Consider the following 17,252-nt stretch of genomic DNA (forward strand, 5'->3'; position numbering starts at 1 on the left):
ACATGTGCAGAAACATCCGCGTGCTTCACAACTTCGAACCGCCGGTGACCGACGATGAGATCGAAGCCGCCGCCCTCCAGTACGTGCGCAAGGTCAGCGGCGCGACGCGGCCCTCGGCGGCCAACGAGGAGGCGTTCGGTGAGGCGGTCCGCGCCGTCACGGCGGCCACCCGGACACTACTGGACAGCCTCGTCACGAAGGCGCCTCCCCGCGACCGGGACGTGGAGGCGGCCAAAGCGAAGGCGCGCGCGGCCGAACGGTACGGGTCTCCATCGATCGCCTCGCGCTGACCGGCACCGCAGGTAGCTGCCGGTCGGTTACCTGTGAGTCTCTCGTCAACGGCGGCCGTGACCTGGTCGTCACCATCCGTACTGTGGCTCGGGGCGTATAGCCGCCTACTGTCGGGTGAGAAGATCGCGGCGTTCGGTGTCGATCGTGGCGAGTCTGGCGCGTACCTGGTTTGCCCGTTGCTCCAGCCGGGCTTGCACCTGGCGCACCAGTTGCATGGACCGGGCGACGTTCTGCTCGGCCTGCTTGATCCGGTCTCGTACCGCGAGGTCGGTGAAGATGTTGTCGAACCAGACGTCGACGAACCGGGTCAGGCCGTCGACTGCCAGCTGCGGGGCCGTGAGCGCCACCCCTGGGACGTCGGCGAGTTCGGTGCGCAGCACGGCGAGGCAACGATCGGCATGGGCTGCGGCCTGTGCCGCCTCATCCAGCCGGGAGTGTTTGATCGCGCTGCTGATCGCACCGCCGCCGAAGAACGTGTCATAGGTCGACCAACCGGACGCGTTACCGAGCTTGTCCCGTACCTGAGACAGGGCGTGCCATGCGGTGTGCGCGGCCCGGATGGCCTCGCTCACCTCACGCGTCTCACCGGTGAGCCGGCCCCGCTCGTCGGCCAGCTCCATCAGCGGCGCACGGCGCGGGTCTCCGGAGTCGCGCAGGTATCGCTCCTTGTCGTCGAGTACGGCGGCATAGGTGCTCGGCGCTGCGGCGAGCTGACGCAGCCGCGCCTCCGCCGCGGTGTGCTCCCGCCGTATCGCCGCAAGCCGGCCCTCGGCCTCGGCCACCCGATAGCGTGCGGCCTCGGCCTCCGCACGTTCACGCGCCAGCGTGTCGTCACGGGCGCCGCGCAACGAGACCAGCACCCTGGTCAGGGAGAGACCCTCCAACCGCTCGACATCCTCCTGCTCGCGGGCGTGCCGTGCGCGCAGTGCGGCGAGCTGCGCGGTCATCTCCTCCATCCGCCGGCGCAGCTCCGCACTACGCCGGGTGGTCATCTCGTACTCACGGAGCGCTTCGGCGGCCGAAGCCAGCTGTTGTTCGATGTCGTCAGCCATACGACCCATCTGACGACAGCGGTGCAAGGGCACCGTTGGCGGCTCATCCGGCCGGCGCGGTCGCGGGTGACCGGGCGACGGCCACCGGAGTGGTGGGATTCTGGATGGTGCCGGACGTCGATCCTCTGAAAGACGCCGCCTAGCTCACCGTGGCGCGGGCGGCGGTGTCGATCAGGTCGGCGACGGCGCCGGGGTGGGAGACCGCGACGGCATGTGACGCCTCGACCTCGACCATCGTCGACCCGGCGCGTTCGGCGACGAAGCGCTGCAGTTCCGGCTGGATGCCCTGGTCCTTGGTGGTGATCAGGGTCCAGGTCGGAATGGTCTTCCAGGCCGTCTTCGTCACGCCCTCCTGCTGGGCGCTGGCGGCGGCGGGCCGCTGCGTGGCCGCCATCAGCTCGGCCATCGCGGGTTCCACGTCGCCGGCGAAGACCTCGGGGTACCTGTCCTGGTCGACGTACAGGTCCATGCCCGTCTCACCGTCGGCGAGGGTGAACGGCACGCTCTTGATGGCCTCGAAGAGCGGGCTGCCCTGGAATTTCGCGCCCAGGGCTGCCACACTCTCACCGACATCCGGGCTGACGCTGGCGACGTACACCAGAGCCTTGACGTTGGCGGCGCCGTCCGCGGCCTCGGTCATCACCACTCCGCCGTATGAGTGCGCGGCCATGACGACCGGTCCGGGAACAGAGTCCACGAAGGAGCGTACGTACGCCGCGTCCTTCTGGACACCGCGAAGCGGGTTGGCGAAGGCGACGACCGGATATCCCCGACGCTTGAGGTCGGCAACGACCCCGTTCCAACTCGACGAGTCGGCGAACGCGCCATGGATGAGCACGATTGTCGGCTTGTCCTGGCCGGACGTATCAGCAGCGGCGTTCACGTCACGTCCTTTCGGGGCCGCACTGCCCCGAATGCCGGGTCAGCATGGTCGGTCGGCGGGCGGTCATCTGCAACACGCAACGGTCCGCACCACCTGCCAGGTGCGCGGCGCAGCCTCCAATATTCAGGACGCATACGGCCGGTGTCAGCCAGACACCGAAACCGCGTCCGCGACGGGGCGATCCTGCGGGAAAGCGGCGTTCTAGCATCGAGCGGTGGAATCGTCCCTTGACACCCTGCCGAAGATCGGCGCACCCGCGACGCGGGCGCTGAACGCCGCCGGCTACACCGCCCTACGCCAGCTCGCCGATGCGCCGCGTGCAGAGCTTGCCAGGTTGCACGGCGTGGGGCCGAGGGCACTGGACATCATCGAGACGGCCCTCGAACAGCACGATCTTCGGCTGAGCTGACCCGAGGCACCCCATCCTGCCGGGTTCCGCGCTCACTGGTGCAGATGTGCGCGCTGGCCCTCGCGGTCGAAGATCATGATCAGCTCGGCGGGCTCGTCGAGCGCTGTCATCGAGTGGGGTGTCATCGTGGAGAACTCGGCCGCCTCGCCCTTGCCGACCTCGATCTGCCGTTCGCCGAGCCACAGCAGCACCCTGCCGTCGAGCACCAGGAACCAGTCGTACCCCGGATGGACCCGCTGGGCCGGCATCGTCGCCTCGGGTTCCAACCGGACCTTTATCGCCATGGTGCGCCCGTCGGCGCGGCTCAGCGGCCAGGTGGTGCGCGAACCCGAACGGTGCTGAACGGGACGGATCACCACGTCCTCGTCGCTGGTCGCCTCGAAGAGGACGTCGAGGCTGACCTGTAGCGCGTTTGCCAGCGGCACCAGCACGTCGAGGCTGAGTGTGCGTTTGCCCGTTTCGACCCGGCTGATCGTCGACGGGCTGAGGTTGGTGCGCTCGGCGAGTTCGTCAAGGGAGTAGCCGAGCGTGGTGCGGATGCTTCGCAGCCGGGTGCGCGCCAGCTGCTCGACTTCACTGCGACCGGTCATGGCTCAAGCATGACCCCGTCTTGCGAATTCCGCAAACCATCTTTCAGCAAGCGCCAGACGTTCCTACGCTTGACGCATGACGAACCACGCCCACGAAGCCTCCGATCACCCACCCCACCAGCGCATCGTCCGGCGGTGCGACGTCGCCGTCATCGGCGGATCGGCGGCCGGTCTGGCGGCTGCGCTGCAACTCGCTCGTCAGCGACGCTCGGTCATCGTCGTCGACGACGGCACCCCGCGGAACGCGCCGGCCGCGCACATGCACGGCTACCTCGGACGCGAGGGCACCCCGCCCGAGCAGATGCGGACCATCGGGCGCGAAGAGGTCCGTAGCTATGGTGGCAACGTCCTCACCGGCCGGGTCCTGGCGGTGCGCAAGGAGGACGACGGCTTCCACCTCGCGCTCTCGGGCGGCCACGGTCTCGTCGCCCGCCGGGTACTGGCCGCGACCGGCATCGCCGACGAGCTTCCCGACATCGAGGGCCTCGCCGAGCGTTGGGGCCGCCAGGTGATCAACTGTCCGTTCTGCCATGGCTGGGAGGTCCGCGACCTGCGGGTCGTGCAGATCGTCACGACGCCGATGGGACTGCACCCGACCCAGCTGATGCGGCACCTGACCGACCGGTTGACCGTGGTGCCGCATGACGCGACGGGGATCGACCCGGCCGTGGTGCGGACCCTCGTCGCCTCCGGGGTTGCGGTGGTCGAGGGCACGGTGCGCCGGGTGGCCGACGCCGACCCGGACGGTTCACTCGTCGTCGAGCTCGCCGACGGCCGCAACCTGCCCGCCGACGCGGTCCTCGCCGGGGCCCGGTTCCGCCCCCGGGTCGAGATGCTCGCCGGGCTGGGCATCGACATCACGGCTCACCCCAGCGGACTCGGTGACCTCGTCGCGGTCGACTCCACCGGACGTACCAGCGTGCCGGGCGTGTACGCCGCCGGGAACCTGACGGACCCGAGCGCCCAGGTCCTGCCGGCCGCCGCGAACGGCAGCCGGGTCGGTGCCCAGATCGCCTTCGACCTCGCCGCCGAGGACACCACGGCGGGTGTCCGCCCCTGCGGCGTCGAGGTCGAGTGGGACAGCCGGTACGGGGACCAGGAACGCATGTGGAGCGCCAACCCGAACGGCACCCTCGTGGCGGAGGCGACGGACCTGCCCCCCGGACGGGCGCTCGACGTCGGCGCGGGTGAGGGAGCCGACGCGATCTGGCTGGCCGAACGAGGTTGGCAGGTGACCGCCTCCGACGTCTCCGGCAGGGCACTGGACCGCGTCCGGGCGGAAGCGGAACGTCGCGGGCTCGACGTGCGTACGCTGCACCGCGACGCCAACGACCGGGCCGCCTTCGCGGACGAGACCTACGACCTGGTCTCCCTGCAGTACGGATCGTTCCAGCGCACCCCCGAGCAGCGCGGCCTGCGCAACCTGCTCGACGCCGTGGCCGTCGGTGGGACGCTGCTCGTCGTCGGCCACGACCTGACGCCGCTCCAGCAGCCGGCGGACCCCGCTGAGCACACCCGCATGTACGACCCGCAGGCGTACGTCGGCATCGACGAGATCGCCGCCGCGATCACGGCCTCGGGCAGCTGGCGCATCGAGGTGAACGAGAGCCGGCCGCGCCCCCCGGGAGCGATCAGCACCCACCACGTCAACGACGTCGTGCTGCGCGCCGTCCGGCTGGACAAGGATTAACACGGCCACACCGGGTCGGCCGGCGACCAGGCGTAGTCCGAGCACGACGCGACGGCGCAGATCCGGTTGACGCGCCGTGACCAGCGGCCGTCAGTCATCCGTCGAGCGAGGCGTCCAGCGCCCGCGGCGAGGTAGCCCGCGAGGGCCGTTGCGGACAGTCCGAGCGTCTCAGTCCTCCTCGGTGCGGTCGAGCAGGGCCCGGCGCAGGGCCGGCCGGTGCTCGCGGCGGATCTCTGCCTCGCGGTAGCGGCGCCGGTCGCCGTCGTTCTGGGGGAGCAGCGGTGGCACCGGCCGGGGTTGGCCGTCGTCGTCGACGGCGACCATGACCAGGTGGGCGGTGGCCACGTCGGTCGGTGGGACGGCCCGGTCCCACCGGTCGGCGGTGGCCTTGACGGTGCCCTCCATGGAGCTGCGTCCGGCCCAGGCGAGCGTGGTGGTCGTGTCGTACACGGGGCGTCCGTCCTCGGAAAGGAGACCACCGACCGACCGGTGGGCGCGCACGTCGAGGAACACGCCGTCGCGGCGCGTCACCCCGCCCGGCCCACCCGCGAGGTCGACGGCAGCGCACACACCTTGTGTACGCAGCGCGGGCAGGTCTTCGGACTCGTGGGCGGTGCCGGAGTCGTCCGGTCTCCTACTGGCCGTCGCTTCCCAGGCCGGGCGGCCCAGTGCGTGGAGACGGCGGTAGTTCCCACTCACCGCTGCGGGGCAGCCCCGGATTCTCACCGGGTTCCCTCTTACGACGCCCCACCGTTGACGGTCGGGCGAACCAGCGCCGTCGCTCACCCTATCCCGTTGTGGGCACCGCACTAGGATCAAGGAATGATCAGCGTCATCACGCCTGTTCTGCCGGCGCACGTTGACATGCTCGCCCAGGCCCACGAATCCCTGCTCCGGCAGGACGGCGGCCCGGACTGGGAGTGGCTGATCCAGATCGACGGCACCCCCGAGCGGCCGGTCGAGGTGGACTTCCCGGCGGCGGTCGACGACGGCCGGATCCGGGTTGCCGCCAACGGGGACAGACTCGGCGTCAGCGCGGCGCGCAACCGGGCCCTGCTGCGCGCCACCGGGCGCTGGGTGGCGCCGCTCGACGCCGACGACGAGTTCTTCCCGGACGCGCTCGCACTGCTCTCCGAGCCGTTGCGTACCCGCCCGGAGGTGAGGTTCGTCTTCGGTGAGAGCGTCGACGTCTTCCCGGACGGCAAGCGGCTGGCCCGCTTCACCCGCCAGCCGTACCAGCCGGGTCCGGTGCCACCCGGGCGCCTGGAGGAGATCTGGCGGCACCACAAGAACCTCTTGTTCCATCCGGGCGCGGTGATGTTCGACCGCACCTGGTTGCTCGCCGCCGGTGGGTGGCCGGCCGGTACCCAGATGGAGGACCAGGACGTCCTGCTGGCCATCTCGACGTTCGCGCCGGGGTGGTACGTGCCGCACCCGGTCCATCTCTACCGGCAGCACCGGGACCAGACCGTGCGGACCGCCCGGTTCGAGGCCAACCGGGAGAGCTACCGCCGGTGGACCCATGCCCGGCTGGTCGCGCTGCGGACGCTGCGCGGCGACGATCCCGACGAGTTGCGGAAGCTGGAGACGCCCTTGCCCACGCCCGAGGAGATCAGCACGTTCACGACGCCGGAATGGCAGGCCGAGATCGCCCGCCAGGTCACCGCCGGATGAGCGCACCGGCCAGCTGCGAACTGCGGGTCAGCCGGAACGATCAGGAACTGAGGCTGGTCACCGGTGCCCGAGCCGAGATCGAACGACGCAACCGTACGATCCCCGACGCGGACAACTTCCGGCACGAGGTGCTCGGGGCCGGTTGGATCAGCGACGGCGTCGACCTGGCCGCGATGGTCGCCGCCGGCGCGGACGGCTGGGATCTGGAGATCGGCGAGTCCGGGGCCGGGGCCCCCGCCGCGTTGCGGCTGCTCCTCGCAGACCTGCTCCCGGCCGGGGCGGTGGACGAACTGGCCGCGCTCGCCGACGGGCTGCGCGACGACCCGATGCCCTGGCATGCCGAGTGGATCCCGCCCGTCCCGCCGGCCCTGGCCAGCGCGGGCGCCGCCTGGTTCGACGTGCTGGTGCCGTCGGTCAACTGGCGGCAGGACGACGCCGCCGCCGATCCGGTGGCGCATCACCGGCACGCCCGGATCATTTGGGCGCCGCGCTGGTGCGTCGTCGTCTGGACCGGACGGACCGGTGGCGAGGGCTCGAAGTACCGGACGTGGGGGCTGCCCGACCGGCGGTTCGAGGGTCGGCCGTCGGGCGGCAGCGGCGCGGAGCGGATGGCCCGCGTCCTGCGCGCGGTGGTGCGGCACATCGAGTGGTCCGTCGACATGGTCGACCTGGAGTTGGAGACCTGGGAGAACTACTTCCTGACGCAGGCGGCCGGCGACGGCGGCCTGTTCGTCGGGCCGGACTTCCACCGCCTGCAGCGCCACCTCGCCCTGCTCGGCCACGGCACCGCGCTCAACCGGGACGCCATGCGTACCCTGGTCCGCCGGATCGAGATCCAGCCGGGCATCCCTGCCGACGTCCGCGACCTGGTCAGGGAGAAGTGCGAGCGGTTCCTGTCCCAGTCGCAGGCGCAGCGCCGGGCGGTCCGGCAGTCGTTCGACCTCGTCGCCAACGCCACCTCGGGCCAGCAGTTCCGGCTGGCCCAGGAGCGGGCCGACCGGGACGGCGCCTTCCAGGCCATCGTGGGGATACTGGCGGCCGTCTTCGTGGCACCCGGTCTGATCGCCGCGTTCTACGGGGCGAACGTGAAGGGCCTGCCGGGCGCCGACGCGCGGGAGGGCCTCTGGTTCATGCTGCTCGGTTCGGTCCTCGCCGGACTGATCAGCGTCTGCCTGATCCTGGTGGTGCGGGCCCGATCACGCCGTCCCCGGAGCTGAGCGGCGCAGCACGGGCCGCCGGGCCGGGTGGCGGCCCGCAACGGGCCGCCACCTGCTCCGACGCGAGCATTCACATCGGGGTGGTCCGGGCGGCGAGGAACTGTTCCCAGGTTTCGGTGCCGGTCGATGCTTCGACCGCGAGGTTGGCGCCGGATCGGTAGGCCCTTCCCAGCTTGCCGGGAACGTGGATCGGAAGGCGGATACGGCGCTTGCCGACGGCGGCGAGATAGCTACGTTGGAGTTCCTCCAGGGTGTACGTGTCTGGTCCCGCCAGGTCGGCCCCTCGGCCAACTGGGTCTTGCAGGGTCAACTGGGCGAGCCGCGATGCCACTTCGGCGGAGGCGACCGGCTGCCAGCGGACTCCGGTGGGCGCGAGCAGGACCGGCAACTTTGCCATTGCCCGGACTGTCCGCAACGCCAGGTCGTGAAACTGCGCGGCGCGCAGGATCGTGTGCGGGATGCCGGAGGTAGCCACGATCCGCTCCGCCTGCGCCTTGCGGGCGAAGTAGCCGACCGGGACGGCGTCCGCGCCGATGACCGAGATGAGTATCAGGTGTTCCACGGTGCCCGCCCGCCGGGCGGCCCGGACCAGGTTACCGGTGCTGACGTCGTCGCCCTTGGGTCCACCGGCGAGGTGGAGCACGATGCGTACCCGGTCGAGAGCGTGGTCGATCTCGTCCGTGGCCAACAGATCGACGGCCGCGTGCCGCACGCCCTCGACCGGCTGCCGGTTGTGACGGCTGAGGGTTCGGACCGTCTGCCCGGCATGCCGAAGCAGCGGTACGACCTGCGAACCCAGCAGACCGGTACCGCCGGTGACCAGAGTTGTGGAGGACATCTGTCGATCTCCCTCTTGTACGTTTGGACTGTGACACGGCTACGACCCGAACCGGCCAGCAGACGTGACATGACGGTCCAGGGCTCCGCGCTGCTCGACCGGTTCGAGGCGGAGCGGCCCCGGCTACGGGCGCAGGCCTGTCGGATGCTCGGCTCCCGTGCCGAGGCGGACGACGCGGTCCAGGAAGTGTGGCTGCGCTTCGACCGCACCGACATGTCCGAGGTGAAGAACGTGGCCGCCTGGCTGACGACCGTGCTCAGCCGCGTATGCCTCAACCTGCTGCGGGCCCGGCAGGCCCGGCGCGAGCAGTCGCTGGACGGTCACACCGCCGACTGGCTGACAGCGGTCGACGAGAACCGGATCCCGCAGGAAGAGGTCGAGTGGGCCGAATCGGTCGGTCTGGCGATGCTGGTGGTGCTCGACCGCCTCACCCCCGCGGAGCGGATCGCGTTCGTCCTGCACGACATGTTCGATGTGGCGTTCAGCGATATCGCGCACTCGATGCGGCGCAGCGTCGCCGCCGTCAGACAGCTCGCCAGCCGAGCTCGGGTCAAGGTGCGCGGCGGACAGGTGCGGACGGCGGATCGGGACCGTCGGCGTGCGGCGGTCGAGGCGTACCTCACGGCGACGCGGGTGGGGGACTTCGCGGCGCTGCTGACCCTTCTGGACCCCGAGATCGAACTCCGCGCGGACGCGACCGTCACCGGGACCGGGAAGCCCCTTACTCTCCATGGCGCCCTGGCCGTGGCGAAGAGCGCCGCGGCGGCGACGCCCCGGGCACGCCACACCGCCCTGGCCCTGGTCGATGGAAGCCCGGCTCTGGTCATGGCCCCGCTCGGCCAGCTGTCGCTGGTGATCCAGTTCGGCTTCCTGGGCCCGGCCATCACCACCGTTCGGATCACCGCCGACCGCGATCGTCTCCGCACGTTCACCATCGCCCTGGCCGGATGACTCGACACTGCCGCAGCGAAGCGTGCCCGGACCGGACGGCCGGCGGTCTGCACGCGGATGGCCGACGTATGCCGGCCATGGCGGACGTGAGCGGCTTGGCGAGCGGCGACCGGCTCGTGGTTCCCGGCCCTCCCGCGTTGCGGCGCCATTGGCTGCCGCAACGGCCGCCCGCCAAGCCTGCCCCGTCCTCGTGGCGGTGTTCAGCCGTCGGTCAGCACGACGGTGGTCGCCAGCCGTCGCGGTACCGGACACCGTCCGGCCGGAGCCGGATCTCGTCGTACCAGGAGCCGGGCACGGGTTCGGTGTGGATCACTGCCGGCCGCTCCACCACGACGCAGACGGTCGAGCCGGGCCACCACCATCCGCCGGATCGCGCCAGGTCGATCCAGGTCCGCAGCTGGTCGCTCGCCTCGGCGGGGTACGCGGCCAGCCCGAGCCGGTGCAGGATGTCGTAGTAGCCGACCCAGAATGCGTCCTGCTGGCCGTACCAGCAGACCGGGGTCTCTCGGTCGCCACCGGGCAGTCCCGCGCGGACCGGTTGCGTGAAGCCGGGTACCAGGCTGCGGTGCAGGGCGTTGCGGACGCCTCGGTGCAGCACGACGCCGAGTGGCACCTGCCGGTCGAGGGCATCCTGCGGTGGCAGGTCCGGCCAGGGTTCGCGCGCTCTGCCTCGGCGGACGGGCGACAGTTCGGGGTCGGTGTGCCGGACGCCGTCGCTGAGCGCTGCCCTCAGCCGGGACGCCACGGTCGCGACGTCGCTGGCCGGAGTCGGTGGGCCGGCCGGGACGGGGTCGCGGACCCACTGGAGGAGTTGGTCGAGGGTGGGCAGTCGCTGGATCAGCGGCAGCGCCGCAGCGGGGGAGTCCACCCAGGCGAACCGGGGCTCGCGGCGACCGGCCCGGGCGTAGATCGCCGTGAGGCACTGTTCGGTGGTGAGTCGGTCGGCGGGTTCGGTGGAGAGGGCGTACCCCAGCCACTCCTGCCGGATCACTTCGGCCTGCCGCCACAGTTCGCGGGAGGTCGGGGAGAGGGTCGCGGCCTCGTCGTGCCGCGTGGGCGCGGTCAACGCGCCAGGGCGTGTCCGCCCTTCCGGTTGGAGATCATCGCTAGATGATCGCCGATCGGGTCGCTTCGCGCAACCGGTCTGGCTGACCGGGGAGACGTGTGAGACCGTCGACGCGAGCTGTTCCGAAGTGGACTGACGCGGGGCGGGTGGGAGTCGGACGGTGATGACTCGCCGCCGCGCTGCACGGTCTGGTGGTGTGCCTGGTCTCGGATCAGCCGATGGCGTCGGTGACGCGTAGGGCGTCGTGCACGTCCGCACGAGTGTGGGCGACGTGGTCGCGGGCGATTGTCGCGGCGGCGTCGACGTCCCGACGCCGGATCGCATCGGTCAGCTGCCGGTGTTCCCGCAGCGAGTCCGCGCGACGCTTCGGTGCGACGGTGAGAAAGTAGAACCTCGCCCGGCGGCCGAGCCGGCGGATCGCGTCGGTGAGGATCCCGTTGTGTGAGCATGCGGCCACGGTCTGGTGGAACTGTTCGTTGATGCTGGCGAGTTCGGGCGCGTTGGTCGCGGCGGCCTGAGCGTCGAGGATGCGGGCGAGTTCGTCGAGTTGTGTGGCGGAGCGGCGCTCGGCGGCGAGGGCTGCGGCCTGCGACTCCAGCAGAAGTCGCATCTCGAACAGGTCGGCCAGTTCCTGCTGCGTCCGACTGCGGACGAAGGCGCCGGAGTGTGGGCGCATCTCCACCCAGCCTTCGGCGTGCAGTGATCGAAGCGCCTCCCGGACCGGGATGTGGCTGAGCCCGAGTTGACGGGCGAGGGTGTCGGCGTTGAGGTGTGCGCCGGGTCTGAAGCCACCGCACAGGATCGCCTCGGTCAGCACCGCACTCACTCGGTCCGCTGTCGCCCCGGCCCGGCCGGTGCGTTCGAGTGCCGCGAGGACGAACGGCTCCTGGGGAGCGGTGTGACCTATAGGAACCATGGCCAGATCATAGCGCTCGCCCGCTCGGCGAGGCTGGTCACGCCTGTAGGTCCGGTTTCTAGCAGCGATTTTACCGGCACCTGACCGATTAGTGACAGCCGGGAAACAAGGCAAACGTCCTATAGGAAATCCAAGCCACTGGGAGGTCTCGTGAAGCGACGGACGACCACGCCACGGGTGCTGACAGCCGCGCTGGCGGGCGTACTGGTTCTGGCCGGCTGTGGCGGAGTCGCCGGCGACACCGGCGAAGCTGCCGATCCCGCGGATCGGGTGGCCTATGACGGGCCACGACATGAGGTTCGGGTGGGCGTGCTACGGCAACCGCACCTGTCCCATGCGCTGTTCTACGAACGTTATCTGCCCGAGGGGGTGACTCTTAAGGTCGTACCCTTCGCCAACTCGACTGAGATCAAGAACGCGGTCGTCAGCGGTGACCTCGAGTTCGGCGTCACCGGCATCACCTCGGCACTGCAGGGCGCGGCGGCCGGAGAGCGGGTCGTCGTGGTGGCCGCCGCGGCCGACGGTGGCTCGGCGATCGTGGCCGGCAAGAAGGCCGGCATCACCGCGGTGGCGGATCTGCGTGGCAAGCGGATCGGCTATGTGCCGGGATCGGCACAGGACATTCTGCTGCGGTTGACGCTGCGCGACGCCGGCCTGGCGGTGGCCGACGTGAACCTGGTGAACGTCCAGTTCGCCGACATGGCGGCCGCATTGAGCCGAGGTGACATCGATGCCTTCTCCGGTGCCGAGGTCGGGCCGTCCGATGCGCTGGCCAAGGGGGACGCGATCCTGGTGACCCACCCGTACGACACCGACATGGGGAAGATCAACATTGCTTTCGTCACCAACGCCGACGTGATCGAGAAGTCGCCCGCCCTCGTGACGGCGATGGTCGCCGTACACGCCAAGGCCACGGAGCACATGGCTGCCGCCAAGAGTGACTGGATCCGGGCGGTCGTCGACCAGTACGGGTTCCGGGAGGAGTCGCTCAGCATCGCGGTCGAGAACATCACCCTGCGCTGGCTCATGGACGACTCGTATCTCGCCCAGATCAAGGTACTCGGCGAGCAGATGCGCTCCGTCGGTTCCCTGCAGCAGGAGCCCGACTACACCGCCTTCGTCGATACGTCGTTCGTCGGGAAGGCGATGCCATGACCGAGGTGCTGAACTCTCCGCCGACCGCCGCTCGCACCACAGTTCGCACCACGACCGCCCCTGCCCCGGTGCGGCGTCACGCCGACCGGCTCGGACGGGCTGCCCTGGCGGTCCCGGTGCCGGTGCTGGCGCTGGCGCTGTGGCACGTCGCGGTGGGACAGGGGTGGGTGGCCAACCTGCCCGCGCCGGGCGACGTCGGCAGGAGCGCGCTCGACCTGCTCCAAGGCGGCTCGGCGTTCGGCTCGACCCTCGGCCTGCACATCCTCGCCTCGGCCGAGCGGGTCGGTATCGGGTTTGGCATCGCATGCCTGGTTGCCGTGCCGCTCGGGGTGCTGATGGGCCGGTCCGCGTTGGTGTCGCGGATGCTCGACCTGATGATCTCCCTGCTCCGCCCGATACCGGTCACCGCGTGGGCACCACTCATGGTCGTCATCGTCGGGATCGGCTCGAAGTCGGCAATCGTCCTGATCGTCATCGCCGGTTTCTTCCCGGTGCTGCTGAACACCATCGCCGGGGTGAAGGCCGTACCACCACGGCTGCTCGAAGCGGCGGCGATGTTGGGCACCGGCCGGCACCGTTCCCTGTGGAAGGTCGTTCTCCCGGCGGCCGCCCCGAACGTGTTCGCCGGCATGCGCATCGGGCTCGGCTTCTGCTGGGTCGTCCTCGTCGTGGGCGAGACCGTAGGCGTGGAGACCGGCCTCGGTGCCCTCATCACCCAGGCGTGGCAGGTGAGCCGTACCGAACTCATCATCGTCGGGATGCTGACGATCGGGCTGGCCGGCTACCTTTCGGACCGTTTCATGACTCTCACGCTGCGCCTGCTGCTGCGCGGCCGTCCGCTCCTGGGAGGCGATCGATGACCGCCACCGCGACTCCACTCGCGCTACGCATCAAGGACGTCGGCAAGACCTACACCGGCCATCGTGGCACCGCCGTCGAGGCGTTGCGTGGAATCGACCTCGATGTCGCCGAAGGCGAGTTCGTCTGCCTCGTCGGCGCCAGCGGGTGCGGCAAGAGTACTCTGCTGCGTCTGGTCGCCGGCTTCGAGGACATCACCAGCGGGCAGCTCGACGCCCGCAACGGCCCGGTCGACGGTCCGGGGCCCGACCGGGGTGTGGTCTTTCAGGACTACGGTCTGTTCCCCTGGCTGACCGTCGCGGCGAACATCGCGTACGGCCCGAGACAACGCGGCCTGCCGAGCGCCGAGATCACCGCCCGGACCGCCCGCTACCTCACCATGGTTCAACTGGACAGCTTCGCGGAGCGATATCCCAGCGAGTTGTCCGGAGGCATGCAGCAACGCGTGGCCATCGCTCGGGTGCTCGCCAACGATCCTGCGGTGCTGCTGATGGACGAGCCGTTCGGCGCGTTGGACTCGTTGACCCGCGAACGCCTCCAACATTCCCTGACCGAGATATGGCAGCAGGTCCGACCGACAGTGCTGTTCGTTACCCACAGCGTCGAGGAGGCGCTTTTCCTCGCCGACCGGGTGATCGTCATGAGCGGTGGACCAAACCACGGTGTTCCCGGCCACATCGTCCACGAGGAGCGGGTGACTCTCGCCCGCCCCCGCGACGTGACGGCACCGGAGTTCAACACGATCAAGCGGCGCCTGCTCGACGCCATCCACGCCCAGTTGCCTGACGTCGCCCTCGCCTCGGTCGCCCCGGGGTAGCGAGAACGCTGCCGCACCGCCGGTCAGGACCGCCGGGCCCGATCCCCGCTCCAGGCCGCTTCGAGGATCGCGGTCAGGCTTGCGGTGTCGGTCGGGCCCGGGTGGTTCTGGATCAGGCGGGTGACGCCACTGGCCATCTCCGCGAAGCGGGGGAGGTCGGCGCGGGCCACGCCGATGTCCGCCAAGGTGGGCGGGATGCCGATGTCGGCGAGGAGCGCGTCGAGCCAGGTGAGGAACGCATCTGCCGCCTCGACGTCCGAGGCGTCGGTCACGTCGAGCCCGCACACTCCGGCGAGAATGGCCAACCGGTCGGCGATGGCGTCCCTGGCCGCGTCCAGCGCGTAGGGCAGGAGCAGCCCGACGCCCAGGCCGTGCGGCGTGTGCGTGGCCGCGCCGATGGGGTACTGAAGGGCGTGCGGGGCCGCGTTGCCGGCGTGGGAGAAGGCCAGCCCGGCGAGCATGGACCCGTAGGACATGTCGGCGCGCGCCTCCGTGTCGCCGCCGTCCCGGACAGCCCGAGGCAGGCTACGGGCGATCCGCTCCGCGGCCAGGAGGGCGTAGTGGTCGGTGATCGGGTTGCGGCCGAGGAACACCTGCTCCACCGGGTCACGCGGTCCGTGCGGCCGGGGGCGCGCGGTGTAGCTCTCCACGGCATGACAGAGCGCGTCGATGCCGGAGTGGGCGGTGACGGTCGCCGGGCAGGTGTACGTGAGTTCCGGGTCGACGATGGCGAAGTCGGGCACGATGTGGACGCTGGAGATGCCCACCTTCAACTCGCGGTCCGGGTCGGTCAGCACCGAGACGGGGGTGAGTTCGGAGCCGGTGCCCGACGTCGTCGGGACCGCGACGAGAGGAATCGTCCGACCCGGCACCTTCGACTCGCCGTAGAAGTCGCGCGGCGTCCCACCGTGGCGCCGGATGACGCCGACGACCTTGGCGAGATCGATCACCGTGCCACCGCCGACGGCGAGGATCACGTCGGCGTCCACCTCGGCGGCGACCGCGACGGCCAGGGCGACATCGGCCAGTGGCACGTCCGGAGTCGCGTCGGAGAACACCTCGACGACCTCGACCTTCTTGCGCACGGCGGCGACGATCTCGGCCACACCCGGCTGCCCCAGCAGCACCCGGTCGGTCACGACGAGGACGCGCGAGCCGCTCTCGGCCACCACCCGTGGGATGTTCTGTGCGACCCCTTCGCCCACTATCAACTGGCGTGGTCCGCGGACGGTCTCAAGCATGTCGGTGCCTCTCCGGAACGTCGGCGGTGATCTGCTGGGCAAACGTCCAGGTCACCTGCGAGACCGGGACGGCGTCGGCGAGGTCGGACGTGCGCGGGGCGTGGGGATGCCCGGCGTACGTCCACGGCGGCAGGCCGGTCACGGCAGGTCGATCGCCGCGTAGGTGACGTCGAGGTACTCGAGGATGCCCTCGTGTGACCCCTCCTTGCCGATCCCGGACTGCTTGACGCCGCCGAACGGAGCCGACGGGTCCGATATCAGACCACGGTTGATGCCGATCATCCCCGTCTCCAGCCCCTCGGTGAACCGGAGCGCCCGCGCAAGGTCGCGGGTGAAGACGTATCCGACCAGGCCGTGCTCGGTGTCGTTGGCCTTCGCCAGCACGTCGTCGTCGGAGGTGAACGAGATGATCGGCGCGACCGGGCCGAAGATCTCCGCGCTGAGCATCCGCGCGTCCTCGGGCACGTCGACCAGGACGGTGGGCGGGTAGAAGTGACCCGGCCCGTCCGGACGCTTGCCACCGACCAGGACCCGGGCGCCGCGATCGACCGCGTCGGCGACCAGCCCGTCGATGGTGGCGACCGACGCCTCGTCGATCAGTGCGCCGACGTCCACGCCGTCGTCGAGACCGTGACCCACCGAGAGCGCGCCCATCCGCTCGGCGAAACGCGCCGTGAACTCCTCGCGCACCGGTTCCTCGACGTAGATCCGGTTGGCCGCGATGCAGGACTCCCCGATGTTGCGCATCTTGGCCACCATGGCGCCGTCGATCGCGACATCCAGGTCCGCGTCGGCACACACGATCAGGGCCGCGTTGCCGCCCAGTTCCATGGAGGTGCGCAGCACGTTGTCCGCAGCCTGTCGCAGCAGCACCCGCCCGACCTCGGTCGACCCGGTGAACGACAGCTTGCGGGTGCGGCTGTCGGCAAGCAGTGCGGAGACCACGGCACCGGAACGCTTGGTGGTCACCACGTTGACGACGCCCGGGGGAACGCCCACCTCCTCCATGATGCGGGCCAGGAGCAGCATGGTCAGTGGCGTCTGACCTGCTGGTTTGGTGATTGTCGTGCAGCCGGCGGCCAACGCGGGGGCGATCTTGCGGGCGCCCATGGCCAGTGGGAAGTTCCAGGGCGTCACGAAGACGCACGGGCCGACCGGCTTCGGCACGGTGAGGATGCGGTACCCGCCTCCGGGAGCGGTGCTGTAGCGCCCTTCGACGCGTACCGCCTCCTCGGCGAACCAGCGGAAGAACTCGGCGCCGTACGCCACCTCGGCCCGAGCCTCGGCGAGCGGCTTGCCCATCTCGAGCGTGATCAAGCGGGCGATCTCCTCGGTCCGCTCGGTCAGTGCCCGGTGCGTCGCCGTCAACAACTCCGACCGTCTCCGTGGTGGGGTCGCCGCCCACCGCCCCATCGCCGCGCTCGCCGCGTCCAGAGCCGCGAGCCCGTCCACGACGTCGGCGTCCGCCACCTCGGCGATGGTCGTGCCGGTGGCCGGGTCCTCGACGGCGAAGGTGGCTCCGCTCGCGGCGTCGCGCCAGGCGTCGCCGATCCGGAGCCGCCGATGCTCGGGAGCCAGGACGTCCATCGGGTCACTCATTGCGT

Annotated in this window: 17 protein-coding genes, 1 pseudogene and 1 riboswitch; of the genes and pseudogenes, 9 read left to right on the top strand and 9 right to left on the bottom strand. The window is 70.4% G+C overall.

Annotated elements, in window-relative coordinates; all coding sequences use genetic code 11:
• Positions 1-2: 2 nt before the first annotated feature.
• A complete protein-coding gene (locus V5O40_RS02400; protein ID WP_332903904.1) occupies positions 3-290 on the top strand; it encodes a DUF2277 domain-containing protein in 288 nt (95 codons plus the stop codon).
• 105 nt (positions 291-395) lie between these two features.
• Here the strand turns inward: V5O40_RS02400 and V5O40_RS02405 are convergent, their stop codons facing one another.
• A complete protein-coding gene (locus V5O40_RS02405) occupies positions 396-1,343 on the bottom strand; it encodes a hypothetical protein (RefSeq protein ID WP_332903905.1) in 948 nt (315 codons plus the stop codon).
• Between the two features lie 139 nt (positions 1,344-1,482).
• The gene (locus tag V5O40_RS02410) at positions 1,483-2,226 is read right to left on the bottom strand and encodes an alpha/beta fold hydrolase (protein WP_332903906.1); all 744 of its coding nucleotides are present in this window, start codon (positions 2,224-2,226) and stop codon (positions 1,483-1,485) included.
• 214 nt (positions 2,227-2,440) lie between these two features.
• Between V5O40_RS02410 and V5O40_RS02415 the strand changes: the two genes are divergently transcribed.
• Complete coding sequence (locus V5O40_RS02415; RefSeq protein WP_332903907.1) at positions 2,441-2,635, top strand: helix-hairpin-helix domain-containing protein; 195 nt, start codon at positions 2,441-2,443, stop codon at positions 2,633-2,635.
• Positions 2,636-2,667: 32 nt separating this feature from the next.
• On the opposite strand, the gene V5O40_RS02420 is transcribed toward V5O40_RS02415, so the two are convergent.
• On the bottom strand, positions 2,668-3,225 hold the full coding sequence (locus V5O40_RS02420; RefSeq protein WP_332903908.1) for a helix-turn-helix domain-containing protein: 558 nt from the start codon (positions 3,223-3,225) through the stop codon (positions 2,668-2,670).
• Between the two features lie 76 nt (positions 3,226-3,301).
• Between V5O40_RS02420 and V5O40_RS02425 the strand changes: the two genes are divergently transcribed.
• Positions 3,302-4,915, top strand: coding sequence for a bifunctional NAD(P)/FAD-dependent oxidoreductase/class I SAM-dependent methyltransferase (locus tag V5O40_RS02425; protein WP_332903909.1), 1,614 nt, complete (start codon positions 3,302-3,304; stop codon positions 4,913-4,915).
• Positions 4,916-5,009: 94 nt separating this feature from the next.
• Here V5O40_RS02425 and V5O40_RS02430 read toward each other — a convergent pair.
• Positions 5,010-5,338: pseudogene (locus V5O40_RS02430) on the bottom strand (acyl-CoA thioesterase); the annotation flags it as partial.
• Positions 5,339-5,487: 149 nt separating this feature from the next.
• A riboswitch (cobalamin riboswitch) is annotated at positions 5,488-5,704 on the bottom strand.
• 33 nt (positions 5,705-5,737) lie between these two features.
• Between V5O40_RS02430 and V5O40_RS02435 the strand changes: the two are divergent.
• Both V5O40_RS02435 and V5O40_RS02440 read left to right on the top strand, forming a co-directional pair.
• A complete protein-coding gene (locus V5O40_RS02435; RefSeq protein ID WP_332903910.1) occupies positions 5,738-6,589 on the top strand; it encodes a glycosyltransferase family 2 protein in 852 nt (283 codons plus the stop codon).
• Positions 6,586-7,806 carry a CorA family divalent cation transporter gene (locus V5O40_RS02440; protein ID WP_332903911.1) on the top strand — a complete coding sequence of 407 codons (1,221 nt, stop codon included), beginning with the start codon at positions 6,586-6,588 and terminating at the stop codon, positions 7,804-7,806. Before V5O40_RS02435 ends, V5O40_RS02440 begins: the two co-directional genes overlap by 4 nt.
• 70 nt (positions 7,807-7,876) lie before the next feature.
• Here V5O40_RS02440 and V5O40_RS02445 read toward each other — a convergent pair whose 3' ends face one another.
• On the bottom strand, positions 7,877-8,644 hold the full coding sequence (locus V5O40_RS02445; protein WP_332903912.1) for an SDR family oxidoreductase: 768 nt from the start codon (positions 8,642-8,644) through the stop codon (positions 7,877-7,879).
• 69 nt (positions 8,645-8,713) lie between these two features.
• On the opposite strand from V5O40_RS02445, the gene V5O40_RS02450 reads away from it, so the two are divergent.
• Positions 8,714-9,595 (top strand): sigma-70 family RNA polymerase sigma factor, encoded by an 882-nt coding sequence (locus V5O40_RS02450; protein ID WP_332903913.1) that lies wholly within the window; start codon positions 8,714-8,716, stop codon positions 9,593-9,595.
• A 211-nt stretch (positions 9,596-9,806) separates the two neighbouring features.
• On the opposite strand, the gene V5O40_RS02455 is transcribed toward V5O40_RS02450, so the two are convergent.
• Both V5O40_RS02455 and V5O40_RS02460 read right to left on the bottom strand, forming a co-directional pair.
• Positions 9,807-10,661, bottom strand: a complete 855-nt coding sequence (locus tag V5O40_RS02455; protein WP_332903914.1) for a DUF6745 domain-containing protein — start codon at positions 10,659-10,661, stop codon at positions 9,807-9,809.
• A gap of 211 nt (positions 10,662-10,872) precedes the next feature.
• A complete protein-coding gene (locus V5O40_RS02460) occupies positions 10,873-11,577 on the bottom strand; it encodes a GntR family transcriptional regulator (RefSeq protein ID WP_332903915.1) in 705 nt (234 codons plus the stop codon).
• Between the two features lie 150 nt (positions 11,578-11,727).
• Here V5O40_RS02460 and V5O40_RS02465 point away from each other — a divergent pair, with 150 nt between their 5' ends.
• Genes V5O40_RS02465 through V5O40_RS02475 form a run of 3 tightly spaced genes read left to right on the top strand, consistent with a single transcriptional unit; the run spans position 11,728 to position 14,407 of the window.
• Positions 11,728-12,732, top strand: coding sequence for an ABC transporter substrate-binding protein (locus tag V5O40_RS02465; protein WP_332903916.1), 1,005 nt, complete (start codon positions 11,728-11,730; stop codon positions 12,730-12,732).
• Positions 12,729-13,592 (top strand): ABC transporter permease, encoded by an 864-nt coding sequence (locus tag V5O40_RS02470; protein WP_332903917.1) that lies wholly within the window; start codon positions 12,729-12,731, stop codon positions 13,590-13,592. Before V5O40_RS02465 ends, V5O40_RS02470 begins: the two co-directional genes overlap by 4 nt.
• Positions 13,589-14,407 carry an ABC transporter ATP-binding protein gene (locus V5O40_RS02475; protein ID WP_332903918.1) on the top strand — a complete coding sequence of 273 codons (819 nt, stop codon included), beginning with the start codon at positions 13,589-13,591 and terminating at the stop codon, positions 14,405-14,407. Before V5O40_RS02470 ends, V5O40_RS02475 begins: the two co-directional genes overlap by 4 nt.
• Positions 14,408-14,430: 23 nt before the next feature.
• Here the strand turns inward: V5O40_RS02475 and V5O40_RS02480 are convergent, their stop codons facing one another.
• Positions 14,431-15,648, bottom strand: a complete 1,218-nt coding sequence (locus V5O40_RS02480; protein ID WP_332903919.1) for an iron-containing alcohol dehydrogenase — start codon at positions 15,646-15,648, stop codon at positions 14,431-14,433.
• Positions 15,649-15,786: 138 nt separating this feature from the next.
• Entirely contained in the window at positions 15,787-17,247 is a 1,461-nt protein-coding gene (locus tag V5O40_RS02485; protein ID WP_332903920.1) for an NAD-dependent succinate-semialdehyde dehydrogenase, read from the bottom strand.
• Positions 17,248-17,252 lie beyond the last annotated feature (5 nt).

This window comes from Micromonospora palythoicola, assembly GCF_036689795.1.
GTDB classification, from domain to species: Bacteria; Actinomycetota; Actinomycetes; order Mycobacteriales; family Micromonosporaceae; genus Micromonospora; species Micromonospora palythoicola.

What these genes read in the sequence shown, in the direction of transcription:
- V5O40_RS02400 (WP_332903904.1), top strand. Translation starts at nt 3, where the DNA reads ATGTGCAGAAACATCCGCGTGCTTCACAACTTCGAACCGCCGGTGACC.
- V5O40_RS02405 (WP_332903905.1), bottom strand. Translation starts at nt 1,343, where the DNA reads ATGGCTGACGACATCGAACAACAGCTGGCTTCGGCCGCCGAAGCGCTC.
- V5O40_RS02420 (WP_332903908.1), bottom strand. Translation starts at nt 3,225, where the DNA reads ATGACCGGTCGCAGTGAAGTCGAGCAGCTGGCGCGCACCCGGCTGCGA.
- V5O40_RS02425 (WP_332903909.1), top strand. Translation starts at nt 3,302, where the DNA reads ATGACGAACCACGCCCACGAAGCCTCCGATCACCCACCCCACCAGCGC.
- V5O40_RS02435 (WP_332903910.1), top strand. Translation starts at nt 5,738, where the DNA reads ATGATCAGCGTCATCACGCCTGTTCTGCCGGCGCACGTTGACATGCTC.
- V5O40_RS02440 (WP_332903911.1), top strand. Translation starts at nt 6,586, where the DNA reads ATGAGCGCACCGGCCAGCTGCGAACTGCGGGTCAGCCGGAACGATCAG.
- V5O40_RS02445 (WP_332903912.1), bottom strand. Translation starts at nt 8,644, where the DNA reads ATGTCCTCCACAACTCTGGTCACCGGCGGTACCGGTCTGCTGGGTTCG.
- V5O40_RS02450 (WP_332903913.1), top strand. Translation starts at nt 8,714, where the DNA reads ATGACGGTCCAGGGCTCCGCGCTGCTCGACCGGTTCGAGGCGGAGCGG.
- V5O40_RS02460 (WP_332903915.1), bottom strand. Translation starts at nt 11,577, where the DNA reads ATGGTTCCTATAGGTCACACCGCTCCCCAGGAGCCGTTCGTCCTCGCG.
- V5O40_RS02470 (WP_332903917.1), top strand. Translation starts at nt 12,729, where the DNA reads ATGACCGAGGTGCTGAACTCTCCGCCGACCGCCGCTCGCACCACAGTT.
- V5O40_RS02475 (WP_332903918.1), top strand. Translation starts at nt 13,589, where the DNA reads ATGACCGCCACCGCGACTCCACTCGCGCTACGCATCAAGGACGTCGGC.
- V5O40_RS02480 (WP_332903919.1), bottom strand. Translation starts at nt 15,648, where the DNA reads ATGCTTGAGACCGTCCGCGGACCACGCCAGTTGATAGTGGGCGAAGGG.
- V5O40_RS02485 (WP_332903920.1), bottom strand. Translation starts at nt 17,247, where the DNA reads ATGAGTGACCCGATGGACGTCCTGGCTCCCGAGCATCGGCGGCTCCGG.